Source organism: Agriterribacter humi (genome assembly GCF_009192765.1).
Taxonomy (GTDB): Bacteria; Bacteroidota; Bacteroidia; order Chitinophagales; family Chitinophagaceae; genus Agriterribacter; species Agriterribacter humi.
Genome location: NZ_VOHQ01000002.1, coordinates 562,614 through 586,926, shown reverse-complemented (window position 1 = coordinate 586,926; position 24,313 = coordinate 562,614). Strand labels below are relative to the sequence as shown.

Sequence of the window (24,313 nt, the reverse complement as noted above, 5' to 3'; positions counted from 1 at the left end):
CAGGTACTGGTACAAATAAAAAGAGGGCTTTATATACCAGGCGCCAAACTTAATATAGCCCACCGGAGCCACTGCTCATTGCCAATCATCTTTATGGCCAAGCTATATTTCTTTGGATACTGCATTGTCGCATTGGGGACTTATTCCTGAAAGAGTATATGAAATCAGCTCTGCCACCACCAATCATTCCAAAACGTTATAAAACAGCAGTGGGTAGGTTTAGCTACAGGCACATGCCCCTGCCCCACTACAGCTTTGGTATACAACAGATACAGCTTACCAAAAAGCAAACGATGTTGATGGCATCAGCGGAAAAAGCATTGTGCGATAAAATAATTGCCACAGCCGGTGTACTGTTGCGGAGTGTAAAGCAAACGCTGCAATTACTTATTGAAGATTTCCGTATTGATGAAAGTGCGCTTCAAAAGTTAGAAACAACAACTATTAATAGCTGGCTTAAGATGCGCCCAAAGGAAATAGCCTGGCAACGCTTGCAAAAACATTTTTTGAAGGTGTTGGTGTTCGATGCAGCGATGCCGTTGTTGGGTGTTTTCACCAACAACTGAAGCCAAGCATAAAATAGTGCCGCCCAAAGAAGTAAGATTAGATTGCTGCCATTGTTGGTGTTTTTTTCATCCCGCTGGGGTCTTCACCGGTTGAATAAGAAGCGCAGAGTGAGACCCCAGCGGAATTGGAGAAGTTCTATGTCTTTTAAACCGATTAACCGTTGCGCAAGTGGCATCATCATGGTTGCCTGCACAAAAGCAGCCGTTAATACTATGGTGCATTGCTACTAAAAAACCTGCGGCTATCTATTCTTTCACAAAATATTTCGTCCATACAGAAGGCGCAATATATTCTGCACGGTAAGGAACAAAGTAACAGTTCAGCTCCCAGCGTATTTTGCCCTGCTGGTCGGTTACCATTACGGCGCCTGTTTTAGAGCTGCACTGCAACAGGTTGTTATTGGGCAACACATAAGCACTGCCCATACGCGAGGTATATTTTGATGCAGGAAGCATCGCATGAATTTTAGGCGTAGCAGTCCATTTTACTGTATCTAACTGAAACGATACTGCACCCGATTGTTTTTTCCACAGCGAGTTATCAAACACCATGAGGTCGCCGTAAGGATTAATGTGTACGGAGTGTTGAAATGAAAAATGATAAGCCGTATCCATTTTAAAGTTTCCGTTCTTACCCAGCTTCCACATAATTTTACCGGTTTCCTTATTTACTTTCCAAATCTGGTCTTCAATAGCAACAGATACCAGGTAATTATTATCCTTATCAAAATTTAGTGAATTCATGTGAAAACGATCGTATGCAAATTCCTTTAGCAATGGATCATGATCGGTATCCCACTCATTCCATACATTCCATTCCCATATTTTTTTGCCCTTGTTATCCATTACCAGAATCCCATCGCCACCTAATGTGTCAATTCCCGCGCCGCCAAGTTTAGCCATATCAAAAGGCTTCTGATTGCGTGTCAACACAACGATATTTCCATTCCTGTCCATCCTTACATCGTGATGGATCACTTTGTGTTTACCGCCATCAACCGTGTCCATGTTGATACGCCACAACATTTTCCCTGTAAGGTCTATCTCTGCAATGGCGGTTCCTCCCGCAAAACCCATTGCACCGCGGCGGATGGGTTTTGCCACTTCACGCAAACTATCGGCTTCTGCTTTAGGTGTATCATCAATTACATCTCTAACAGGGGGACGTAACATGGCGAGCAGGGTACCCCGTGGCGTTAATGTAGCGGCCCTTACGCCAATATCATCAATCTGCCAGTACCATTTTACCGATCCTTTTCCGTCTACCATAGCAATATACCCCGGCAGTCTCGCATTGCATAACATTACCATACCGCCATCCAGTGCGGCAGCATCGTGCGGCGCGTTTCCTCTTACCCAGTTATGCACTAACCACGGTGATTGTTCACGGGTGCGGAATGTCATTTCTTTGGATGCCACATCAATCAACTTATCAATTATTACCTGGTAATGATATACCGTATTGGGGTCAAGCAATAATAACCGAACGTCATGTTCTTTCGCTGTTGCGGTTAAGGGCGTTCTCAGCTTTTCAGCCGCGCCCTCTTTCCAGTAACGCACAAACACCTGCTCTTCTTTATCCAGAACAATCTTTACCGCTTCGTTCATGGCAATGTTGCCGGGCGATGACAATTCAATGCTTGTAATAGAAACAGAATGATTAAGATAAATAAGCACAGCGGCAATAACCAGCACCAGGCATGTTATGAGCACGAATATTTTTTTCATCTGAAAACTTTAAGCAAAAGCCACCTGGCGCATGATGATGAACCAGGTGGCAGGTAAATTTAATGTTAGAACGCAATTGTTATGGTACCCTGTTTAAATTTTCCGCTGCCATATCGCTGTTAAGCTGCGCGTCCAGCAAAGGATATGGAAGATATTTCATGTTTGCTGTAACCACCGGGTTTAATCCACGCGAAGTGAGATAGGCGTTGCAGATTGCTTCGTATTTACCAAAGCGAATAAGATCGGGTCTTCTTTTGTATTCAAACACCAGTTCATAACCCCGTTCATCTAATATCTTTTGCGCCATTTCTTCTTTAGATGCCGGTGCAGGAAACGCGCCACCCGAGCCATATTCCGGTGCACCTGCTCTTGCTCTTATCTGGTTTATATAAGGCAGGGCGGCGGTGGGGCCGTTGAGTTCATTTTCAATTTCTGCTTTATACAATATTACATCTTCAATACGGAAGATGGCTATTGTTCGGCCATCATAGTAAGAATTGGAGACCATCTCATACGAATACTTTTTGGTTGCTATATTTTTGAGCAGCTTAACGGTATCGCTGGGAGGTGTGGTTTGTCCTGGGGCCGGCACCATATAGTAAAAACCATGTGTAGTGTTTTCATCACGGGGAGATGCACCCTCATAATTATAATAAAAAAATTGTTTCCGTGGATCCATGTCGTTATACTTACGCCAGAATTCAAGCGATACAGCATAATATTGCCACCTGTTGGTTACCTCTTTATGATCCTCCGGACCAAAGTGGTTGGCAATTTCACCCCCGTTCATGCCGGGCTCGTGCAGAATGCAGAAAATAAATCCCTTATCGAACTTATTGCTTTCCGACCAAACGTTTTTAAAGTCGGAATTCAACTGATAAATGCCTGCATCTTTCATCGCCAATACCATATCAACGTAGGTTTTGGCATTCTGATAATCGTGTGCCCTGATGTATACATTGCCTAACAGGGTAGCACATGCGCCCTTTGTGGCCCGAGACAAGCCTTCGCTTTCATCCCACGCTTCAGGAAGGTTGTCTAAGCCATATTTGCAATCTTCAATAATCAATTCATCAATTTCCGCAACAGAAGCCAAAGGTGCATTGGCGGTTTGGTCGGGAGGAATCACCGTTGTATATAAAGGAGCGGGACCCCATGCATCTGTAATGTCCCTGTAGGCCAGCGCCCTTAAAAAACGAGCCTGGGCAATAATTCTTTTCTTCCTCACTTCATCCATCTGCACACCTTCAATTTTTGATAGCAATAAATTGGCATTACTTACTATATTATACATATACTGCCAGTTGTACCTGATGTACCTGTTATTGGCATCATAAGTAAAATTGCTCAGTTTGGTAGGGTCGCCGGCGGCGGTAGAAAACCCCATATCGGTTGTGTAATCGGTAGTCATCACCAGGTAACCGGCATAATACATCCAGGCATCGCCGGGATATGGATTGAGATCCGCATAGATGCCTACTAAGGCCGCATTGATATCGCTTTCGGTAGAATAAGCATTGGCTGTAGTAAGGTCGCTGTACAGTTTGGGTTCCAGCTTGGAACAACCTGTAACCAATACCAGCAAACTTATAATTGACAAATATTTCATTTAATACATTTTTAATGTAAGAGAAAATGATACGGGTTAAAAATTAATGCTCAGGCCAAAAGTGTAAGAGCGCATGGCAGGATACGCATTAAAATCCATGCCAGCACCGGCGTTGGCCGTTTGCCCGCCACCTGCAGACCCTGCACCCGTAGTACCCGTATTACCTGATTCATATCCTTTGGTATCTACTTCCGGATCCCAGCCTGAATATTGAGTAAGTGTGAGCAGGTTCTCCACCGCTGCATACAGGCGTATAGAATTAAACGCTTTTGAAACATTTTTCAGCGTATAGCCTAATGTTATATTCCTCAACCTTAAAAAAGAGGCATTCTCAATAAAATGAGAGTTGATATACCCGCCAGACTTCATATAGTAAAAACCATTCCTCGGTATATCGGTATTGGTATTGCCGGGCGTCCACCTGTTCAAAGCATCTGTAGTTCGGTTCCACTCCAGGTTCATGCGGGTCATGTTCAACAGGTCGTTGCCAACCGAGCCATGTACAAATATGCCAAGATCAAAGTTTCTATAGTTGAAAGTATTGGTAACGCCATATATAAATTTAGGATTAGCGGAGCCGATGATGGCGCGGTCACTCGCGTCTATTTTACCATCGGGTTTCCCTTCCGGTCCTGAAATATCCTGGAATTTAGGATCCCCTGCTACAGAAGCAGGTTGTGGCGCATACGTTTCTCCCGCCTGCAACACACCTAAATACACGTAACCAAACAAGGAACCCAGGGGTTGTCCTTCCCTTATTACTGCAAACTGTTCTTCAGATACTGTTCCCATGGGTTTGGAAGATGTCAAATAAATATCTTTCCCGCCAATATCAAGCACTTTGTTCCTGTTTATTGCAAGGTTTAGCTTGGTATCCCAGGTGAAATTTTGGTTTGTGATATTTTTGGAAGATATTTCAAATTCAATACCCTTGTTCTCAACAGCGCCCAGATTGGTTTGACCCGATGTAAAGCCTGAGTACAGGGGCAGGCTTTTGCTGATGAGCAGGTCAGTTGTCTTTTTATAATATCCATCTACTGTCACCATTAAGCGCGAATTAAAGAAACCCATATCAATACCTGCATTGTATTGCGTGGTGGTTTCCCATTTTAAGGAGCTGTTTTCGGGAGACGATTGGTTTAAATGAGTACCCGCTGTATTAGCGCTGCCATCAAATGTTAAACGCGTAGTTGCCATTAAAGCATACGATGCGTAGTTACCAATCTGATCGTTCCCGGTTTTTCCATAGCCCAGCCGGAATTTCAATGTTGAGAACAGGTTGAGGTTCCTGACAAATTCCTCTTTATCCATTCTCCAGGCAAATGCGCCGGATGGAAAATTACCCCAACGGTGATCGGCACCAAAACGCGAAGATCCATCGCGCCTCATGGTAAACGTAAAAAGGTATTTATCGTTGAAGCTGTAATTCAACCTGCCAAAAAAGGAAATAAGAATACTCTCCTGTTTATAATAATTAGATCCTGTGATCGTAGAAGCGGCATCCAGATTGTTAAAGCTGAAAAGATCGGTTGAGAATCCTTTTACAGCCAGGGATTTAAAAGCGAAGCCCGTCTTTTCGTAAGCATATCCTCCCAGCACACTGAAAGCATGTACTTCGTTAAGCGTTTTGGCATATGTAAGTGTTGCATCGAACAACTGTCGTGTAGAGGTATAATCTGAAGAACTGGCCACCCCATCGTCAATTCCTCCCTGGTAAGTGCTTTTGGGCAAATACTTGCCGGTACGGTATTGCGCGATCTCCGCGCCGGCGTTAACGCGGCCCGTAAGTTCGGGTATGGGTTTTATTTCGAGGTATGCATTTCCGTTGAACCTGTCCTGCACCATTTCATTTTGCCTTCCTACAAGGTTGGCTAACGGGTTATCGCCTCTTCCTCCGGGAGGTCTGCCAAAACTGCCATCAGCGTTATATACCGGCACGGTTGGATCGTAGGTAAGAATGCCCAACAGCACATTCGACTGCAAAATATTTCCACCATAATCCTGGATGTTTGAATTGGCTCTCTGTCCATAAATTGTTACGCCGGATTTGATAAAATCGTTGACCTTCTGATCTACATTTACCCTTGCGGAAATTCTTGAATAATCTGTATTTTTTAAAACACCCGACTGTTTAAAATAACCAAGACTGGTAAGAATTTTTGTATTCTCGTTTCCGCCCTGCACCTGCAGGTTGTGGCTTTGTACCACACCCTGGCGTGAGGCTTCTTTAATCCAGTCTGTATTTATTTCGGACTGCAGTTGCGATTGTGTATAAGCGCCGTATTCCTGGTTTGCCTGCCCGTCAATTTCCTTGTATAAGTCATTGGCCAGTGTCATATACTGCCTGCCGTTCAGCATTTCGAACGGGTTATTCACTTTTTGCAAGCCGATATAACCGTTGTAGGTAATTTGAGCTTTGCCCGATTTGCCCCGTTTGGTGGTGATCATAATAACACCGTTGGCGCCACGGGCTCCGTAAATAGCCGTGGCGGAGGCATCCTTCAGAATTTCCATAGACTCAATATCATTGGGGTTCAGGTCTGCACCGTTCAGCGTGGCAAAGCCATCCACAACATATAAAGGCTCGTTGGTACTGCTGATAGAATTGGCCCCACGTACGCGAACCGACATGCTTCCGCCCGGAGCTTTTGAGTTCTGCACTACCATTACGCCTGCGGCCCTGCCCTGCAACGCCTGCGCGGCATTACTAACGGTACCGCCTGATGTAAGATCGCTGGCTTTAAGGCTGGTGATGGCGCCGGTAAGATCACCTTTTTTCTGAGTGCCGTACCCTATTACCACCACACTGTTTAAATCGGCAACATCGGGTTCCAGTTTAATATTTAATGATGTTTCGTTACCCAGCTTTACAGTGTAGGTCTTATATCCTACAATACTGAATTCAAGGGTTTCTCCCGGGTTTGCATCTATAGAAAAATTTCCATTTTCATCGGCTATGGTTCCGCGGTTGCTACCCGTTACCGAAACCGAAACACCGGGAAGCGCATTGCCTTTCTCATCTGTAACCCTCCCTTTTATATTGGCCAATTCTTCACTTTTTTCGTACGCTATGCCTTCTTTTTTTTCGCCAATAGTAACCAGGCTGTCATTTATCATCTTGTAAGTAAGCATGGTATTGCTCAACAGTGATTCCATTACCCTTGACAAACCTGCCCTTTTGAATTTTGCAGTCTTTACTGTTTTGTCCTGCAACAGGTCGCTGCTGTAAACAAATCGAAAGAACGTGTTGTTCTCAATTTGCTTTAAGGCTTCTGCAAGCGGTATATTGTTAGCTTCCAGACTGATCTTATTCTGCGCAATCCCCTTTGCAGACACATGCAGGGTAAGCGCCAGAAGAAATAATGTGATACCGTTCATAAGCATCAACGCCTTTAGTACCGGGCGCGGCGGGTGTTTGGGGTCAATAGCCTTTTTTGTCATACCTTAGATATGTTTCGGTTAAAAAAGGGACCAGTTGTTTCATGCGAGAGGCTTGGTCCTTACAGCCGTTATCGAGGGGGATGTGTCACCATCCTCCTTATTATTTGGAAATTCTAATCACATCGTTTTCTTTTTTGTACGTAAAGGGTTTGGAAAACTGAAGGGCAGACAGCACATCTTCAATGGATTCATTTCTGAATGATCCTGTGTAGAGATTTTCCAGCAGCACACCATCATTCACTATAATGGGCACTCCATACCACCGTTCCAGCTTTTTTACTACCTGTGCAAATGGTTCATCTACAAAGGCAATCTTATTTTCCGTCCATGAAACTTCAACGATAGAAGTATCAACCTTGTCAATCTTAACAGGCAGTAATCCTTCACCATGTATTTCCCTGCTGGTAGTACTTTCCACCGATGATGCTACCTGCGGCTGCACTTCACGAAGCACATATTTTTCATTGGGGTGAAGCATGATCGTTTTTTGCTCTTTCTTCAGAGAAAGCTCAACACTACCCCTGATCAGAGCCGTTTCAAACAAATCGTCAGTTTCATAAGCCTTCACGTTAAAAGCCGTACCCAGTACTTTTATATCCATGCGGGTAGTATGAACAACAAACGGCTTTGAAGCATTATGCGCCACATCAAAAAACGCCTCACCATCCAACTGCACGCTGCGTTCCCCGTTCCCAAAATCAGGAGCTATGGAAAGCTTGCTATCTGCATTCAGGATCACTTTGGTGCCATCTGAAAGAACAAGAGATTTCTTTTCCGCAGGTTGAGTAATATAAGAAGACCGGTAAGAAGTTGAGGAATTGCTGCTGCTTACAAAATAATAGATTGTGGTTGCTGCAATAAGCAAAAAGCAGGCCGCTGCCACCATCAGTTTCCGGCTAATGGAGCGGGTTCCCAAAACAGGACTTACCGAAGCAACGGTTTCTTCTGCGAGCTCAATTCTTCTTCCCAGTTTAGCAATCTGGCTTTTCAGTTCAATATTTTGTACGCCCTTGCTGGTTAGGATCACCAGCGTACGCAATTCTTCTATATGGGCAGCAGCTCCGGGATTATCCCGAACTATTTTCATCCACGCGTGCATATCCGCTTCATTGCGTTTGAGGCAATAATTGATAAAACTTTCATCCGCCAGCAGCTCTTCATCATTTTGATGCAGCATGATCGCTTCTTTTTTTAATAGAGCGAAGAACCGGAAATTTTCACTAGTCTTTTTAAGAAAAAAATAAATGAAGTACTGCAAAAAGGGAAATAAGTGAAGCAACGGCACTGGTTGGAATAGAAGTCCGGAGCTTTTGCATGGCAGCATACACGGTATTATAAACCGTATTAATGGAAATCTTGTTAGCGCTGGCTATCTCGGCATACGAAAGCCCGAGATAGAATTTCTGGTACATGATTTCGCGCTGCTGCCGGGGAAGATAGTTCAGATGCCGGTTCACGAGAGCAGACAATCTTTCCTGGCTTTCCTTATCCAGCAGGTCCTGCTCAAAAGATGGTTCCGCAAATCCTTCGTATTCATCTTTACATTCTTCGTTAATATCTTCTATCAGAACGTTGGCAGGGCGCATGCCATTAATGATACTGCGGTGAAAAAAAGTGAGCAGGTAATTGTGGGGATGATGAATATGCTGAAGCGACCTGCGCTTTTCCCATAAATATAAAAACACATCATTGATTGTATCCTTCACCACCTCCGTGCTGAACCCTTTCTTTAGTCCTATGTAGCTGAGATAAGCATAATAATGCCGGTATAGCTCATAATAAGCATCCCGGCTTTCGTTGAGAACGAAAGCCTGCCAGCAGTAGTTTATCGGAACATCATTTCTCATTAAAAGATCGCTTTCAGCCGCACATCACATCATGATTAATTAGCATAAAGTTAATCAATCAGTCAATACTTCCCGTCACTTTTATCCCTTCAAGGAAGAAATCACACAATCGTTTGCGACGCATCTGAGTTATTTTATTCTGTTATATTTATTCTTCAATACCAAAAATCGTAATAAGTATTTAACAGATGAAAACATTGATATGCTGCATTTCATTTTGCTGCTTACTGTGTGGCTTGTCTGCCCAGGAATTAAAGTATACCCATTCAAATAATGCATGGGATCCGGATTCCTTAGGCAATCATCGTGTGCTGGTAGCATTTACCGGGGAAGGGAATATTGCAAAAGTTGTAATCCCCTGGCGCAGGAGAGATAAGGACCCCGCAGATAAAAAAGTGATAGTGGAAGATGTACGATCACACAAAGCAATATTAAACGTAACCACTAAAAATATTTCTTCCGCATCAGGTGAAGTATATTTTGAACCGGTATCCGGCAAGGGTGACTACTATGTATATTATATGCCCTACAAAAATGAAGGCCGGGCTAACTACCCGAAAGGCGTTTACTTACCATCTGCAGAAACGGCATCTGCAAACTGGCGTTCAGCTATTCAATATGATATGCAGGCAAATGCGGTGGCAACTGAAATGCAAAGCATCAATGCATTCAACAGCAACTACCCGATGGAAGTGACTGCCACAGAAAAAGAGACCAATGACCTGGTTCAAAAAAACAAATCCAAAGCATTTATCGTCTTTCCGGAAGACCGGTCTCTGCCCGTAAGAATGAATACCAGCCTACCCTACCGCTGGATCCAAAAAGGACCCGCTGATCGTTTTTCAGGCAAAGCAGACAGGGGAGAATATTATAGTTTTCAACTGGCGCTCTTCGCGATAAAAAACATCGAAAATATTACTGTAAATTTTTCCGACTTAAAAAACAGCAAGGGTAATACCATTGCTGCAAAATATATTTCATGCCTCAATACCTCAGGCATGCGCTATGATGGCAAGTCCTTTAATCTGCACCCTGCTGTTGCTAAAGGCAATATTCAGTCACTCTGGTGCCTGGTGACTATTCCGCCATCCGCTGCGGCAGGTAAATACAAAGGCAGGGCGATCATTAACAGTAAAGGCAATCCGCCGGTAACCGTTTCATTGGAGATTGAAGTTTCCGGCAATATCCTGGAAGACGGTGGTATCAGTAACCCGGCATTGCAGACAAGGCTGCACTGGCTCAATTCAACCATGGCACAGGAAAATGCGGTGATAGCGCCCTATATATCGTTAAAGGTGAACAAAAGAAGCATAGACCTGCTTGGAAGAAGGATCTACATTGGAGACAATGGGTTCCCGTTGCAGATTTTATCTTTTTTCACAAAAGAAATGACCGGGTATACTACAAAGCCTTCCCGCATCTTCACGGGTCCTGTACAATTTAATGCTACCAAACAGGGCGCTTCAAATGCAATGGCATGGAAAGACAAGGGATTACAATTTGTAAAAAAAGAGCCCGGCACTGTTAGCTGGCAGGCGGAAAGTTATAATGCTGATCTAAAAAAAGAAGTTACCGCCACAATGGAGTTTGATGGTTTTGTAATGTACGCGGTGAAGCTTACCGCGGTGAACGACATCAGCCTGAAAGATATAGCAATGGTACTGCCATTTACCAAAGATGCATCAAAATATATGATGGGATTGGGGCAAAAAGGCGGCTACCGGCCCGGTTCCTTTTCATGGAAATGGGATGTTGCCCACAAAAACCAGGACGGCGCGTGGATCGGCAATGTAAATATGGGGCTTCAATACAGTTTACGCGATGAAAAATATACACGTCCTTTAAATACTAATTTTTATTTACAAAAGCCTTTGCTCCTGCCAGCATCGTGGGGTAACGACAACAAAGGCGGCATCAATATAACAGAAGAAGGCAATAGCGTAAATGTAAAGAATTACTCCGGTGAGCGATTCATGAAGAAAGGCGATTCACTTTTCTTCAACTTTACGTTGCTCATTACACCCTTTCATCCTGTCAATACCGATTTTCAGTGGCAAACCCGTTTTTACCATAAATATGATCCCATTGATACAGTTAAAGCGGCAGGCGCCTCGGTCATCAATATCCATCACGCCAATGCCATCAACCCATGGATCAATTACCCGTTTATTGAATGGAAGAAGATGAAAGCCTATATTGATGAAGCGCATGACAAAGGATTAAAAGTAAAGATCTACAATACTGTAAGGGAGTTGTCGAACAGGGCTTATGAAACATTCCCCATGCGGAGTCTCGGGCATGAAATATACTCACCCGGCCAGGGCGGAGGTTATAGCTGGCTGCAGGAGCACCTGGGAGATGACTATATAGACGCATGGTTTGTACCGAAAATAAAAGACGCGGCCATCATCAACAGTGGCATGAGCCGCTGGCACAACTATTATGTAGAGGGAATGAACTGGCTGGTGAACAATGTAGGTATTGATGGTATATATCTTGATGATGTGGCGTTCGACCGCGTTACAATGAAACGCATTAAACGTGTGCTTACCCAAAACGGTCATCCCGGTATTATTGACCTGCATTCTGCCAACCAGTTCAATAAACGCGATGGCTATAATAACAGCGCCAACCTGTACCTTGAACATTTCCCCTATATCAACCGGCTATGGTTTGGCGAGTATTTCGATTATGAAAACAACGGCCCGGATTTCTTTCTTACAGAGGTTAGCGGCATACCGTTTGGGTTGATGGGTGAAATGCTCGAAAAAGGCGGTAATCCCTGGCGGGGAATGGTATATGGAATGACCAACCGTATGCCTTATGATGGTAACAACCCAGGTGGAATTTGGAAAATATGGGATTCGTTTGGGATGACGGGCGCCAGGATGATCGGTTACTGGAGCGACAACTGCCCCGTAACCACCAGCAACATAAATGTGCTGGCTACCGTATATCAAAAGGAGAGATCGGCGCTGGTTTCCATTGCAAGCTGGGATAGTACTGATACAAAGATCACACTGAACATTGATTGGAAAAAACTGGGAATAGATGCAGCAAAAGCGCGAATTATAGCGCCTGATATCAGTAACTTTCAAAAAGCGGGAACTTTTAATGCAACGGATACAATACCGGTAGAAAAAGGAAAAGGGTGGCTGTTGGAAATATCGGAGCAATAAACTGTGATAAGGAATAAAGCATCACAAAAATTTCAAACATTAAAAAACGGAACCATTGGAATTTGCAGCGATGAAATTGATAGAAGATATAGCATCCTCCAATCCTTTTTTCCCGAAGGAAAATGAAAACTTATTGCAACAGAAGGGAATGGCAATCTGGCTCACCGGACTTTCAGGCTCCGGTAAAAGCACGATTGCTCTTTTGCTGGAGAAAAAGTTAACGGAGGAAAATTATTTCGTTGTTGTGCTTGATGGTGATGAATTGCGAAAAACGCTGAATAAAGATCTCGGGTATAGTGAGGCCGACCGTACAGAAAATATCCGTCGCGCGGCGGAACTCACGAACCTGCTTGTTCAAAAAAATATTGTTGTGATTTGTTCTTTTATAACACCACTACAGCAACTGCGGGCACTGGCAGCGTCAATAACAGGTGATGCCTATTATGAAGTTTTTGTGGATTGTCCTTTGCAGGTATGCGAGGAACGCGATGTAAAAGGCCTGTACAAAAAAGCCCGCAACAATGAGATAAGCGATTTTACCGGCATTGGTGCTGCGTTCGAACCTGCTGTGTATGCGCAACTGACCGTTCATACCGACAAAGAAACAGCTTACCTGAGTATGGAGAAAGTATATAGCCACATATTGCCGCTTATACAAGCCGGCTCACAGAATATGCATGTGCTGTGAATGTTCATATGGGCGCATTCCAAATTGCCGCCGGTTGTTGGAGACACCAACCGGGGCGTCCGCCGTGGGCGGTGCCTGCCTGACCGGCAGGCAGCTTCTCACCGCCCACATGAAGCAAAGCAATGCAACAATTTGGAATGCATCCGTTCGTACCGGTTATAAGTCGCCAACAAACAATAACAAGTCGTAAATGTATCATGATAACCGAACAATCCCAAAACGACCAACAAGAAGGTGTTGCATCACTTACCTATCTCTTCTTCACTTTTCTTAAAGTAGGCATGGTTTCTTTTGGAGGAAATATGGCATTGGTAGCTGTTATCAAAAATATAATGGTAGACAGGGACAAAAGGCTTAAGAATGAAACCATACTTGACGCGGTGGGTATTGCCAGTTTATTGCCGGGTCCTATGGCCGTTAATGTTGTGGCCTATATCGGGTACGACCTGAGAAAGCGAATGGGCGCAGTGGTGAGCATGACCGGAGTAATATTGCCAGCCTGTACTGCTATGCTTATGCTTAGCTCGGCGTATTTCAAATTCGGCTACCATCAGCAATTTAAAGAAGTGATGTATTATGTAACCGGCGCGGTGAGCGCAATCATAGCCTCAACCGGTTTCCAGTTGTTTTCCAAATCGCTTACAGACAACAAGGCCAAAATCATTATTTGTATACTGAGTGTAGCAGGCATTATACTCACCAACAGTTTCCTCCTCACTATCGCCTTCATTATTGCCGGCGGAGTTCTCGGCGCATGGCTTAATATGGACGGAGAAAAACCCCTTCCGGAAAGCGCACCGGCTCAAAAACCCGTGTTCGGGCTCAGCAAAAGTTCGCTTGCGGCATTAACGGGGCTCGGAAGTATTATGCTGCTTTTTATAAGCAATGCGCAGCAGTATACCCATAATATCATTGTTAAGATGATCCTGGTTTTTGGTGGCATCAGCCTCACGCTTTTTGGCGGGGGCTATGTGATGATACCCATTATGCAAAATCTTTTTGTTACTGAAATGCACTGGCTTACCAACCAGGAGTTCCTTGATGCGATAGCCTTCAGCCAGGCAACACCCGGCCCCATCCTGGTGAGCGCTACATTTATCGGTTATAAATTATCAGGCCTTATGGGCGCCGTATTGGCTACCATTGCTATTTTTGCGCCTTCGGCTATACTAATGATCCTGGTGTCGAGGCTGTATGGGGGGCTAAAGCATCATGTCCTTACAAAAAAAATATTGGCCGGAGTGAAAGCTGTTGTGATAGGATTAATTATAGGCGCGGCAGTAAAAATAGGACAACAGGTAACCTGGAGTATTTCCCTTGCTGTTATTACCGTTATTTCTTTTATCGCTTCGTTCAGGTATAAAGTAAGCCCGGTATATATTATCCTTTCCTCCGCGTTAGCAGGATATGGCATCTGGTATTTTTCAAAATAATAAACTATGTCGTTACCCGGAATTCAATTTATTGGCACACAACGGTCGGGCTCAAACCTGCTGAGAGTGATACTGGAACAAAGCCCCGAAATAGCAGCGCCACATCCGCCGCATTTTCTTATGATCTTTATGCCGCTGATGCCATTGTATGAGCCGCTAAATGCAGGTCATTATCGTTTACTCATAAGCGATATGGTTGACTATGCAGCCGCGAATCCTGTTCCCTGGGAAAATGTTTCCTTTGATAAAGCGGCATTATTTGAAATGTCTGCTCAATATCACCTCTTCGAAGCCTTCAGGCTGATATATGAACAGGCGGCCAAAAGCAAGCATGCCCGTTACTGGTGCTGTAAGAGCATGCAGAATCTTTTTTATTCAAAAGCGATGGAGCAGTATGGACTGAACCTGAAGTATATATTTCTATACAGGGATGGCAGGGATGTAGCCTTATCCTTTAAAAAAGCGATTGTAGGTGATAAGCACATATACCACCTTGCCAAACAATGGAAAGAAGAGCAGGATATCTGCCTTGATCTTTACCATAGCTATGGAAAAGAGCGCGTATACCTGCTGAACTATGAAGCATTGGTGAGCAAACCGGAAGAATCCATCAGGTCGTTGTGCAGCTTCCTGGATATCCCATTTCATGAAAAGATGCTGAAATTTTATGAATCCGATACTTCAAAACGGGCTGCCGCATCCGGTGATATGTGGAAGAACCTGCAGAAGCCCATTATGAAGAACAATACACAAAAATTTTTGAAAGAGCTGACAGCGGAAGAAATTGAACTATTTGAATGGATTGCCAGGGATACGCTCACGGAACTTGGCTACCCGCTATACAGCCCGGTTTCCAATAAATCGCTGGTTAGCAAAGCAGCAATAGAGCGGTACGACAAAGAAAACGCACAGCTCAAAAAACAGTTTATGCAAACGGCGCCAAAATCGGATATTGAAAAAAGGCAGCCCCAACTGCAGATCATTAACGCCATTAAAAGCAGGGAAAAATAGTATAATGAACATCACTGAAACACTGATAAAGCAGGTGTCTGATATTGCGGTTAAAGCGGGAGAAGCGATACTTGACATATACCATTCCGGGGAAAAAATTAAAGTGTCTGTAAAGAGCGATCATACGCCCCTGACTATTGCGGATAAACAAGCGAACGATATTATCATACAAGCATTAGCTGACATTGATAGCACGGTGCCCATTGTTTCGGAAGAAGGCGCTGATATACCCTATGAAGAAAGGCGGCATTATGAATATTTCTGGTGCGTAGATCCGCTTGACGGAACCAAGGAATTTATTTTCAGGCGTGATGAGTTTACAGTCAATATCGCGCTGATTCACATTAACAGGCCCGTATTGGGCATTATCTATGCGCCGGTTTATAAGACATTGTATACCGGATGCGCTGCTTTGGGAAGCTGGAGAAAAGGGAATGGTGAAGCTGCTGCAAAGCTTAGCGCAGACAAACAGGCTACCGAATGGATTGCTATCGGAAGCCGGTCGCATGCAAGCGCCGAAGAGGATGAAGCTTTGCGGGATTACCCGGTTGTTAGCCATATAGCTGCCGGCAGCTCGCTGAAGTTCTGCAGAATTGCTGAAGGCGCTGCGCATATCTATTACCGTCATGGGCCAACAATGGAATGGGATACGGCAGCCGGCCAGGCTATTGCCGAAAGCAGCGGGGCTGTTATGACAACGATTGACGGGAACCCGTTCCTGTATAATAAACCTTCGCTGCTGAACGGAGGTTTTATCTGTAAGGTGAGGTAGATTTTGAACCCCCGCTGCATAAAAAATAAGCAGCCCGAACAACTGAGTTGCTTAAGGAACAACTGCATTCATATATCCTGAATAAATTGCTAAAACTTATACAATTACCCAAAGCCAGGGAATTAAATTATGAGTCCAACCCGTTTGCCAGTTGCTTAAGAAAATATACGTCCCCCTGGGGTCGTCACCGCTTGAATAAGAAGCGCAGCGTGAGACCCCAGCGCAACTTAAAGTCAAAAGCTACTTTTTGACACTGTAGAAAAAGGCTTACTGATCTCCGATTTACTATTCCAGGTGATATTCAAACTTTCAAAAGTTTTTACAGGGAAATGGCAGGCGTAATTATAAATACTTGTGCCGGAGTAAAATGGAAGAATTTGAAACTATTATTGCCTATGGGTAAGACATCAGTTAAGTGCAGGCATCAGCAGTGGTTCGGGCCCGACGTTCAATTTTCAGTTATAGTTCTTAACTTCAACAATATATCTTCAAATGGACATTTGTACCGGGCGGGGCAATTAATGAATTACCTGCCTTCTCAAATCCCGAACGCAGCAAGCGTATTTGACGACAGTGTAACACTAAACGGACGACTAAAAGAACTATAAAACGAATTGTATAAAGTTGTCTGATAGTAAATGGAAGAAAAGAAGAAAAATACCGAAGGATTTATTCCCACCCATGGTGGTTACCGCAAACTGATCACTTATCAGAAAGCGGAGATCATTTATGATGGCACGGTTTATTTCACCAAAAGATTCTTTCAGAAATACGACAGAACCATAGACCAAATGGTACAAGCCGCCAGGAGTGGCAAGCAGAACATTGCCGAAGCAAGCATGGCATCAGCAACCTCAAAAGAAACAGAAATAAAACTGACAAATGTTGCCCGGGCTTCACTTGAGGAACTTCTCATTGACTACGAGGATTTTTTAAGAACGAATAAATTACCGAAGTGGGATAAGGAGCATAGGTTAGTTGCAAGATTAAGGGAGCTCAACAGAATACCAAATGGCAACTATGAAACCTTTAAAAAAGCTATTGAACATGAAAGCCCGGAAATATGTGCCAATGCAATGATTGGGATTATTAAAGTAGCAAATTACCTCCTAAGTCAGCAAATAAAACAATTGGAAACCGCCTTCATTAAAGAGGGTGGCTTACGTGAAAGAATGACAAAGGCAAGAATTAATCAGAGAAATAAAAAACAATAATGTTTAAAGGACATAAACGACTACCATGACTCAACCCAATGTCCTGCTGGTCCTTGAAGTCTTTAGAAAGAAAAAGAGAAAAAGAAAAACAGTATGAATAACATTTCAGGAACAATAGCAGCCACCAGATCATGTGGCAGCACACAGGATTGAATGGTAATGCACAACGCATTGCACAATTGCGCTGGATGCTTTTCTTAAAAATATTTCCCGACAAAGATCTGGAAATGAAGCTGATGGACAGCAAATACAAATCGCCATCCCTCCTGAATTTCATTGGGTGAAAGATGCTTTGCAGATGAGAGAAAGCTCGCCAACGCACCATGTCAGGCATCCGCCATTTGCGTAACAAGGCACACAAGCCGGCGAATGCCAATCGCGAAACCTTTCGGGACAAAATGGCCTGCCTGGCTCCTGCGCTTCCGGGACACACCCTGGTTTCCTCGAATCAAAATAACGAACAGCAGATATATGGCTTTGGCAATGGGTCCTCACATTGCCAAAGCATTGCAATTCAGGCAAAGTTACTTATGTAAAATAATCGCACCTGATTCGAAAAAATCCGAATTAACGCTTATTTTTTTGCATTATATCATGCAATGCGCATCATCAAAAGCAAGCAACAAACTATGTGTGTTGAAGTATTCGGTAGCTTTACTTTTATAGAAATGATCAGCCATAGAAATTGAAATGCTAAAACCAGAATATTAAATGCAGGAAGATGTTTGAATGAAGTAATGCCAGATTAGACCGTTCAGATACCATTAAGAAATTAAAATAAACACAATAAGTAGCTATGAAACAATTTGAAGTAAAAGCATACGGCACTGAAGCAGCCGAAGCTTCATTAAAACAGCTAAGTATCGGGCGGAGAGCAGTAACACCAAAAGATGTGGAAATTGATATTTTATTTTGTGGCGTCTGTCATTCTGATTTACATACAGCCCGGAACGATTGGGGCGGCACTGTTTATCCCACAGTTCCGGGGCATGAAATTGTGGGCAGGGTAACCCAGGTTGGAAGTGAGGTAACAAAATTTAAAGCAGGTGATTTTGCTGCGGTAGGATGCATGGTTGATTCATGCAGGGAATGTGCGTCCTGTAAAAAAGATTTGGAACAGTATTGCATTCCGGGGTTTACCGGAACATACAACAGCCCGGATAAATATTCAGGTGGACGGACCTACGGCGGTTATTCTGAAAAAATTGTTGTGGATGAGCACTTTGTACTAAAAGTGCCCGGAAACCTCAATCTGGCTGCAACCGCCCCATTGCTTTGCGCAGGAATTACTACCTGGTCGCCACTAAAGCACTGGAAAGCAGGAAAAGGAAGTAAAGTAGCCGTGATAGGATTAGGCGGTTTAGGACATATGGCGATAAAACTGGCAAAAGGTTTAGGGGCGGAAGTCACACTCTTTTCAAGGACACAGGCAAAAGAAAAAGATGCTTTGGAACTGGGAGCAGATGCTGTGGTTATTTCAACCGACAACAGTCAAATGAAATCCGTTAAAGGAAAATTTGACCTGATCATTGATACCGTTCCTTATGTTCACGATATGAACCCTTATATTTCTACTTTAAATATCAGTGGCACATTGGTTTTGGTTGGCTATTTAGGCGGACTGGATCCTTTTTTAGAAACCACGCCCATGATCATGGGAAGAAAATCCGTTGCCGGTTCCGTAATAGGCGGCATTGCCGAAACGCAGGAGATGCTGGATTTTTGTGGTGAGCATAATATCGTATCAGAAATTGAAATGATCAACATACAGGATATCAACGAAGCCTATGAACGCATGCTAAAAAGCGATGTGCGTTACCGCTTTGTCATTGATATGGCCTCGCTGAAAAAATAAAATCAATTATATTGCTAAGACCGGTCAAACATACCCCTCAAAATTTAAGTGTAAATAATACAAATAATGATGGGCTCATTTCAAATTGTAACCGGTTGGTGAGGACACCAACCGGGGCAGCCGCAACGCTGATCACAGCAATGTCAAATCACCGATAAAATATACGTATCAGTTCTACAAGAAATTTTGTAAGTTTAATCCTGCTTTCATCCCTTAATGTATGACCTTTCTTATGGGCTTTTTTGAAAAAAATAAGTTGTGCATTCATTAATCTGCCAAAACCACACTGTGCGTATGAAACTTATACAATTAGCCAAAGAACTCAATTTATCCATTTCCACCGTATCCAAGGCCTTAAGAGACAGCCATGAGATAAGCGCATCAACCAAAAAAAAAGTATTGGCAAAAGCCAGGGAATTAAATTATGAGGCCAACCCGTTTGCCAGTAGCTTAAGAAAACAAAAAAGTAAAACCATTGCCGTAGTAATACCGGAAATTGATAATAATTTTTTCTGCCTGGTTATTAAGGGCATCGAATCTATTGCACAGGAAAAAGGATATCATGTTTTAATTTACCTGACGCATGAGGAAATAAAAAAAGAAATTGCCATTACCAATCTCTTACAAAATGGAAGGGTAGACGGCATATTGATTTCTATATCCAACCAAACGGTAAACACTACTCATCTTGAAGAATTAAAGCAAAAGAATATACCGCTCGTGTTTTTTGACAGGGTGGCCGATGATATTGATTCTCCCAAGATCACAACGGATGATTACAGCGGCGGATTCTGTGCTACTGAGCATTTAATTGAGAGAGGCTGCAAACGCATTGCATTCATTTCCATTTCCCCTTCGCTGTCTATCAGCAAAAGGAGAATGAACGGTTACCTGGATTCCATGAAAAAAAATGGATTAGAAACAGACAGCAGCATGATTATCCAGTGTAGCAATGATGAGGAGCATAACAACCAATTGATCCGGGAATTATTAAGCAGCACCAACCGGCCCGATGGCGTTTTTGCTTCGGTAGAAAAAGACGCTATTTCCTCCTATAAAATATGTGAAGAATTAAAATTAAAAATTCCCGAAGAAATTAAAATCATCAGCTTTAGTAATTTAAGAACGGCCGCGCTTCTGAACCCTTCCATGACAACCATTACGCAACCAGCCTATGAAATAGGCAGTGCGGCAACTTCCATTCTATTTAAAATAATTGAGAAAAAACCGATCCACTTAACGCTTGATAAAACAATTTTCAAGTCAGAACTCATAGTAAGAAATTCTACTCAATAAAAAGCGGATACTGAATTTTTATGCCGCGGGATATTGATTATTCATCCGGAAAGCACCTGAGCAAAACCACGCCATGATACGGAATACTGGTTTTAAATGAGCTACTGTATTCACCTATATCTTTTTGCCGCCATACATCCCGTGGTTTCCATTTACCATTCAGCCCTATTTTCTCAAAATTCAATTCAAATGATTTAGCTTTTTCATCGCCCCACCGGAAATACGATTGAGGGTCTGTGCCATATCCGCCTGTATTAAACAATCCCGCTGCATAGGAACCATCTTCTAACGGTTTAAGCCAAACCTGCACGCCGTCTTCCTCATACAATAAACGCCCTGCTTTTCCCAGGGGATCCTGGTTAATTTCAATTACTTCGTCATTGGTAAGCAGGTTCAGCGTAAAGGCATCTAATTGCTCAATGGGGCAACCAATCAACAAAGGCGCCGCCAGTAAACTGAATAAGCTTACATGACTGTATTGCTCATCGGGTGTTAACCTGGTGGGGTGCAGATGCGGACCAGTAGAAACATTGCCCACGATCATCATATCCGCATCGCTCCAATGCCCCGGTCCGCTGTAAGGCGCCCATTTATCAAGAGAGAATACAGTTAAATAAAGAGAAGTCCAGCTATCCCGGATATCAGGCCCCGTGCGGTACATATTGGATACCCGCATCCAGTCATTTATCTTTTCAAAAGGCGCCGAATTGGATAAGCTCAAAACGATATCCCTTCCCGAATTTTTTAATGCTGCAGACATCCTTTCCGCGGAATTTACATCAATTCGCCAGTCGTATTTCAAAAAATCAAAGCCCCATTCTGCCATTTGCAAAGCATCATTGATCTCAAACCGGTATTTGGCAATGCGGTTAAAGGAACGGCGGTTGACCATAATGGATTCATGTGTTTCTCCGCCTTTTTCAAAATCGGACGAAGCGCCCGCATAACCTCCATAGCTGGAAATGTAGGGTGTAGAATACAATCCTGCTTTCAAACCCAGTGAATGAATGTAATCAACCATTTCTTTGAACCGCGGAAATTTTTCATTGGGCTGAAGGGCATTGTTTTCTCCACCCCGCTTTCCCTGCCAGGCATCATCAATATTGATATAAGTCCATCCGTGATCACGCAGCCCTGTCTTTACCATGGCATCTGCAGAGGCGATCACCTTTTCCCTGTCAATGTGCTGTGCCCATGAGTTCCACCCATTCCAGCCAATAGGCGGAGTAAGGGCAATGGTATCTCCTATTTTTATTCGTAATTGCTTTGTTGCTTCACCAAAAGTATTTTTTGCTTTAAGTGTAGCAATATAAGTACCTCTTTGTTCCACTGATCCTGAAATGATGCCGGTTTTTAAATCAAGGGTAAGCCCCAGGGGTAAATTGTTTGCTGCGAATTGCATAGGCCGGCTGCCGCTTGCCGCTATGGTATAGAGAAATGGATTACCCGGCGTTGCTCCAAAAACTTTTGCAGAATTTATTTTGGGAAATTGCGGAGATGTCGGTGTTAAAATATATTTTTCATCATTGTTGGGAATATGTTCAGGAATTTGATCGTTGATCATTACCAGTTTTGCGTTTGCCCAATTGGAATAAGTCCTGTTATTACGGGCGTTACCTATACTATCCGTTACCAGCAGCCCAAACCTTTGGATGCCTTCAAGATTTACTACAATTTTTTGGGGAACATCCCCAACTTTCATTTCACCACTTTCATACAATATTTTTTTGTCGCCAACAACGTAAAATTTAACCGGAATGTCTTTATTGCCTTCATCATCCCTGCCTATTTCAGCGGCAAATTGTTTGGCATTGCCCTGCAGATAAAAAGATAGTACACAAACGGATTGAGCGCCAATGCCCCTGTCATAAGTGATGGCGTTCATGCGCATGGGATTACCCGCATAATTTTTTTTACCAGTAACAGGTCTTATCCCTTCTGAATAGCTTTGGATCGTCAGATCATCCAGCCAAATATCATTGGTTTGCTGGGACGAGGCTGTCATCGATATGGATAAAAAAAGAAGTATTAAAAATTTTGATGCGCTCATACTATTTATATAACGCTATTTATAATTTGCTTTCATAATTGCTTTCTCTTTACTTACAGGAATGACCAGGTTTTTCATGGTTACACCTGAAGTGTTATTTAAAAGCATCATTGGCATTTCCGTTGCGGTGGGGATATGAACATCTGTTAAATCAATATTGTTTACATCGTCCATCACAATAGCCGGTCTGAAATCATCATCAACAAAACTCAGTTTTACATTTTTCATTTTTATTCCTTTTGCGTGACGTATATAAAATCCCCATGAGGGCAATTCTCCAAACATGGAGAACTCCGGGTAGTCGTCTTCATTTTCAGGAACAGAAGTAATGGCATGGAGTGGTATATGGGCAATGTCTTTGCTTGCACCTCCTCCATAACTGATCTCAATATTTTCAAGTGTAATATCTTCCACCGGGTAACCGGGGAGGCCTGCAATAGAAGATGGGATAAGATTATAGGGTAAGAAAGGATGGCCGTAGATGTGAAAGCTGGATGGCCTTTTTGGCGTTTTATCTACGCCCGGACGCAAATGATCTGGCGGACCTTCTAAGGGGTAGCCCTGGTCGGGCTTTAAGAAGGGCACCTGTACTTTTACGTTAGCAATATAAATTCCTTTCAGTGTACCTACTGCTCCATTTGTATTGCGGCGACCACGGCGGATAAAAATGGCATTGCCCGTATTTGTAGCTATTACATTCCGGATATCTATATTTTCAAGAAAACCGCCATCAACAGATTCTAATGCTATCGCGGAGCGATAAGTATCGTAAATAGTAAGGTTTCGTATCTTTATATTCCGGAACCCTCCCCTGCTGGCCGTTCCAAGTTTTAGCCCGCTGGCGCTGGATCGTAAAGTACAACTGTCAACAAAAATGTTTTCGCAGAAGCTTTCGGGGTTTTCCGATTTTAAACAGAGTGCGTCATCAGAAGCGTTGATAAAACAATGGGTTATCCTTACATTTTTAGAATCGGTAATATCTATCCCGTCATTGTTCCAGTAAGCCGTGCTCTGCACCGTTATTTTATGAATCAGCACCCCATCACATTCCCTGTAATCCTGTACCCAGTTGGATGCATTTTTTAAAGTAATGCCTGTAACAGAAACATCATTACATCCCCTGAAATAGAGTATCATGGCCCTTCCCCCTTCCGATGGCCTTTTAAAAAGCCAGGAGGAGTCATGTTTGATCTGCCCGCTTCTTAATTTTTTAAAGATATCTACCATCAGTTCCTGACCTTGTCCGTCAATTATACCTTCGCCTGAAACAGCTATATGGTGTTGTGCATTTGCCAGGATCAAAGCGGCACGTCCGTATAATTTTTGGTAATCATCCGTAGTATGCGCGCCCAGCAAAGCGGCGCCCAGACTAACATGCAGATCAACTCCTGATTTTAAAAAAAGCGTACCCGTCATAAAGTTCCCCGGAGGAACCACAACTCTTCCACCACCCGATGCAGCCACATCGTCAATCGCTTCCTGGATAAACTTTGTGTTGATGGTTCTTCCATCTGCTATTGCACCATATGCAGTAATGGTCTTATCAATGGCCTGAACAGATCCACCCGTTAAGCAGATCATCAACAGTAAAGTGTACTTGTTTTTCAGCATAATATTTTTTTTC

The 24,313-nt window shown here is 43.3% G+C and carries 17 protein-coding genes; 10 read left to right on the top strand and 7 right to left on the bottom strand.

Annotation, left to right across the window (positions count from 1 at the left end):
* Nucleotides 1-158: 158 nt before the first annotated feature.
* Nucleotides 159-566, top strand: coding sequence for a hypothetical protein (locus tag FRX45_RS05480; protein WP_152267385.1), 408 nt, complete (start codon nucleotides 159-161; stop codon nucleotides 564-566).
* Between the two features lie 246 nt (nucleotides 567-812).
* On the opposite strand, the gene FRX45_RS05475 is transcribed toward FRX45_RS05480, so the two are convergent.
* From FRX45_RS05475 to FRX45_RS05455, 5 genes are all read right to left on the bottom strand, one after another.
* Nucleotides 813-2,294 carry an arylsulfotransferase family protein gene (locus FRX45_RS05475; RefSeq protein ID WP_152267384.1) on the bottom strand — a complete coding sequence of 494 codons (1,482 nt, stop codon included), beginning with the start codon at nucleotides 2,292-2,294 and terminating at the stop codon, nucleotides 813-815.
* A 79-nt stretch (nucleotides 2,295-2,373) separates the two neighbouring features.
* Nucleotides 2,374-3,903, bottom strand: a complete 1,530-nt coding sequence (locus tag FRX45_RS05470; protein ID WP_152267383.1) for a RagB/SusD family nutrient uptake outer membrane protein — start codon at nucleotides 3,901-3,903, stop codon at nucleotides 2,374-2,376.
* 36 nt (nucleotides 3,904-3,939) lie between these two features.
* Nucleotides 3,940-7,344: a TonB-dependent receptor gene (locus FRX45_RS05465; protein WP_226804991.1), complete on the bottom strand. Its 3,405-nt coding sequence runs from the start codon at nucleotides 7,342-7,344 to the stop codon at nucleotides 3,940-3,942.
* A 100-nt stretch (nucleotides 7,345-7,444) separates the two neighbouring features.
* Entirely contained in the window at nucleotides 7,445-8,521 is a 1,077-nt protein-coding gene (locus FRX45_RS05460; RefSeq protein WP_193311598.1) for a FecR family protein, read from the bottom strand.
* A 52-nt stretch (nucleotides 8,522-8,573) separates the two neighbouring features.
* Nucleotides 8,574-9,191: an RNA polymerase sigma factor gene (locus tag FRX45_RS05455; RefSeq protein WP_152267381.1), complete on the bottom strand. Its 618-nt coding sequence runs from the start codon at nucleotides 9,189-9,191 to the stop codon at nucleotides 8,574-8,576.
* Nucleotides 9,192-9,379: 188 nt separating this feature from the next.
* Between FRX45_RS05455 and FRX45_RS05450 the strand changes: the two genes are divergently transcribed.
* The 9 genes from FRX45_RS05450 to FRX45_RS05415 all read left to right on the top strand — a co-directional run bounded on the left by FRX45_RS05450 (nucleotide 9,380) and on the right by FRX45_RS05415 (nucleotide 20,639).
* Nucleotides 9,380-12,370 (top strand): glycoside hydrolase domain-containing protein, encoded by a 2,991-nt coding sequence (locus FRX45_RS05450; protein WP_152267380.1) that lies wholly within the window; start codon nucleotides 9,380-9,382, stop codon nucleotides 12,368-12,370.
* Nucleotides 12,371-12,425: 55 nt separating this feature from the next.
* A complete protein-coding gene (cysC, locus tag FRX45_RS05445) occupies nucleotides 12,426-13,058 on the top strand; it encodes an adenylyl-sulfate kinase (RefSeq protein ID WP_226804989.1) in 633 nt (210 codons plus the stop codon).
* A 197-nt stretch (nucleotides 13,059-13,255) separates the two neighbouring features.
* Nucleotides 13,256-14,491 carry a chromate efflux transporter gene (chrA, locus tag FRX45_RS05440; RefSeq protein WP_193311597.1) on the top strand — a complete coding sequence of 412 codons (1,236 nt, stop codon included), beginning with the start codon at nucleotides 13,256-13,258 and terminating at the stop codon, nucleotides 14,489-14,491.
* 6 nt (nucleotides 14,492-14,497) lie between these two features.
* Nucleotides 14,498-15,502 (top strand): sulfotransferase family protein, encoded by a 1,005-nt coding sequence (locus FRX45_RS05435; RefSeq protein WP_152267378.1) that lies wholly within the window; start codon nucleotides 14,498-14,500, stop codon nucleotides 15,500-15,502.
* Between the two features lie 4 nt (nucleotides 15,503-15,506).
* Nucleotides 15,507-16,274, top strand: coding sequence for a 3'(2'),5'-bisphosphate nucleotidase CysQ (cysQ, locus tag FRX45_RS05430; RefSeq protein WP_152267377.1), 768 nt, complete (start codon nucleotides 15,507-15,509; stop codon nucleotides 16,272-16,274).
* Between the two features lie 638 nt (nucleotides 16,275-16,912).
* Nucleotides 16,913-17,488, top strand: a complete 576-nt coding sequence (locus FRX45_RS05425) for a four helix bundle suffix domain-containing protein (RefSeq protein WP_152267376.1) — start codon at nucleotides 16,913-16,915, stop codon at nucleotides 17,486-17,488.
* Nucleotides 17,489-17,619: 131 nt separating this feature from the next.
* Nucleotides 17,620-17,772 (top strand): hypothetical protein, encoded by a 153-nt coding sequence (locus FRX45_RS23205; RefSeq protein ID WP_193311596.1) that lies wholly within the window; start codon nucleotides 17,620-17,622, stop codon nucleotides 17,770-17,772.
* A gap of 512 nt (nucleotides 17,773-18,284) precedes the next feature.
* Nucleotides 18,285-19,343, top strand: a complete 1,059-nt coding sequence (locus FRX45_RS05420) for an NAD(P)-dependent alcohol dehydrogenase (RefSeq protein WP_152267375.1) — start codon at nucleotides 18,285-18,287, stop codon at nucleotides 19,341-19,343.
* A 294-nt stretch (nucleotides 19,344-19,637) separates the two neighbouring features.
* On the top strand, nucleotides 19,638-20,639 hold the full coding sequence (locus tag FRX45_RS05415; protein ID WP_152267374.1) for a LacI family DNA-binding transcriptional regulator: 1,002 nt from the start codon (nucleotides 19,638-19,640) through the stop codon (nucleotides 20,637-20,639).
* A 37-nt stretch (nucleotides 20,640-20,676) separates the two neighbouring features.
* On the opposite strand, the gene FRX45_RS05410 is transcribed toward FRX45_RS05415, so the two are convergent.
* Both FRX45_RS05410 and FRX45_RS05405 read right to left on the bottom strand, forming a co-directional pair.
* Nucleotides 20,677-22,689, bottom strand: coding sequence for an NPCBM/NEW2 domain-containing protein (locus FRX45_RS05410; RefSeq protein ID WP_152267373.1), 2,013 nt, complete (start codon nucleotides 22,687-22,689; stop codon nucleotides 20,677-20,679).
* Between the two features lie 15 nt (nucleotides 22,690-22,704).
* Nucleotides 22,705-24,300 (bottom strand): glycoside hydrolase family 28 protein, encoded by a 1,596-nt coding sequence (locus tag FRX45_RS05405; RefSeq protein ID WP_152267372.1) that lies wholly within the window; start codon nucleotides 24,298-24,300, stop codon nucleotides 22,705-22,707.
* Between the last annotated feature and the right edge of the window lie 13 nt (nucleotides 24,301-24,313).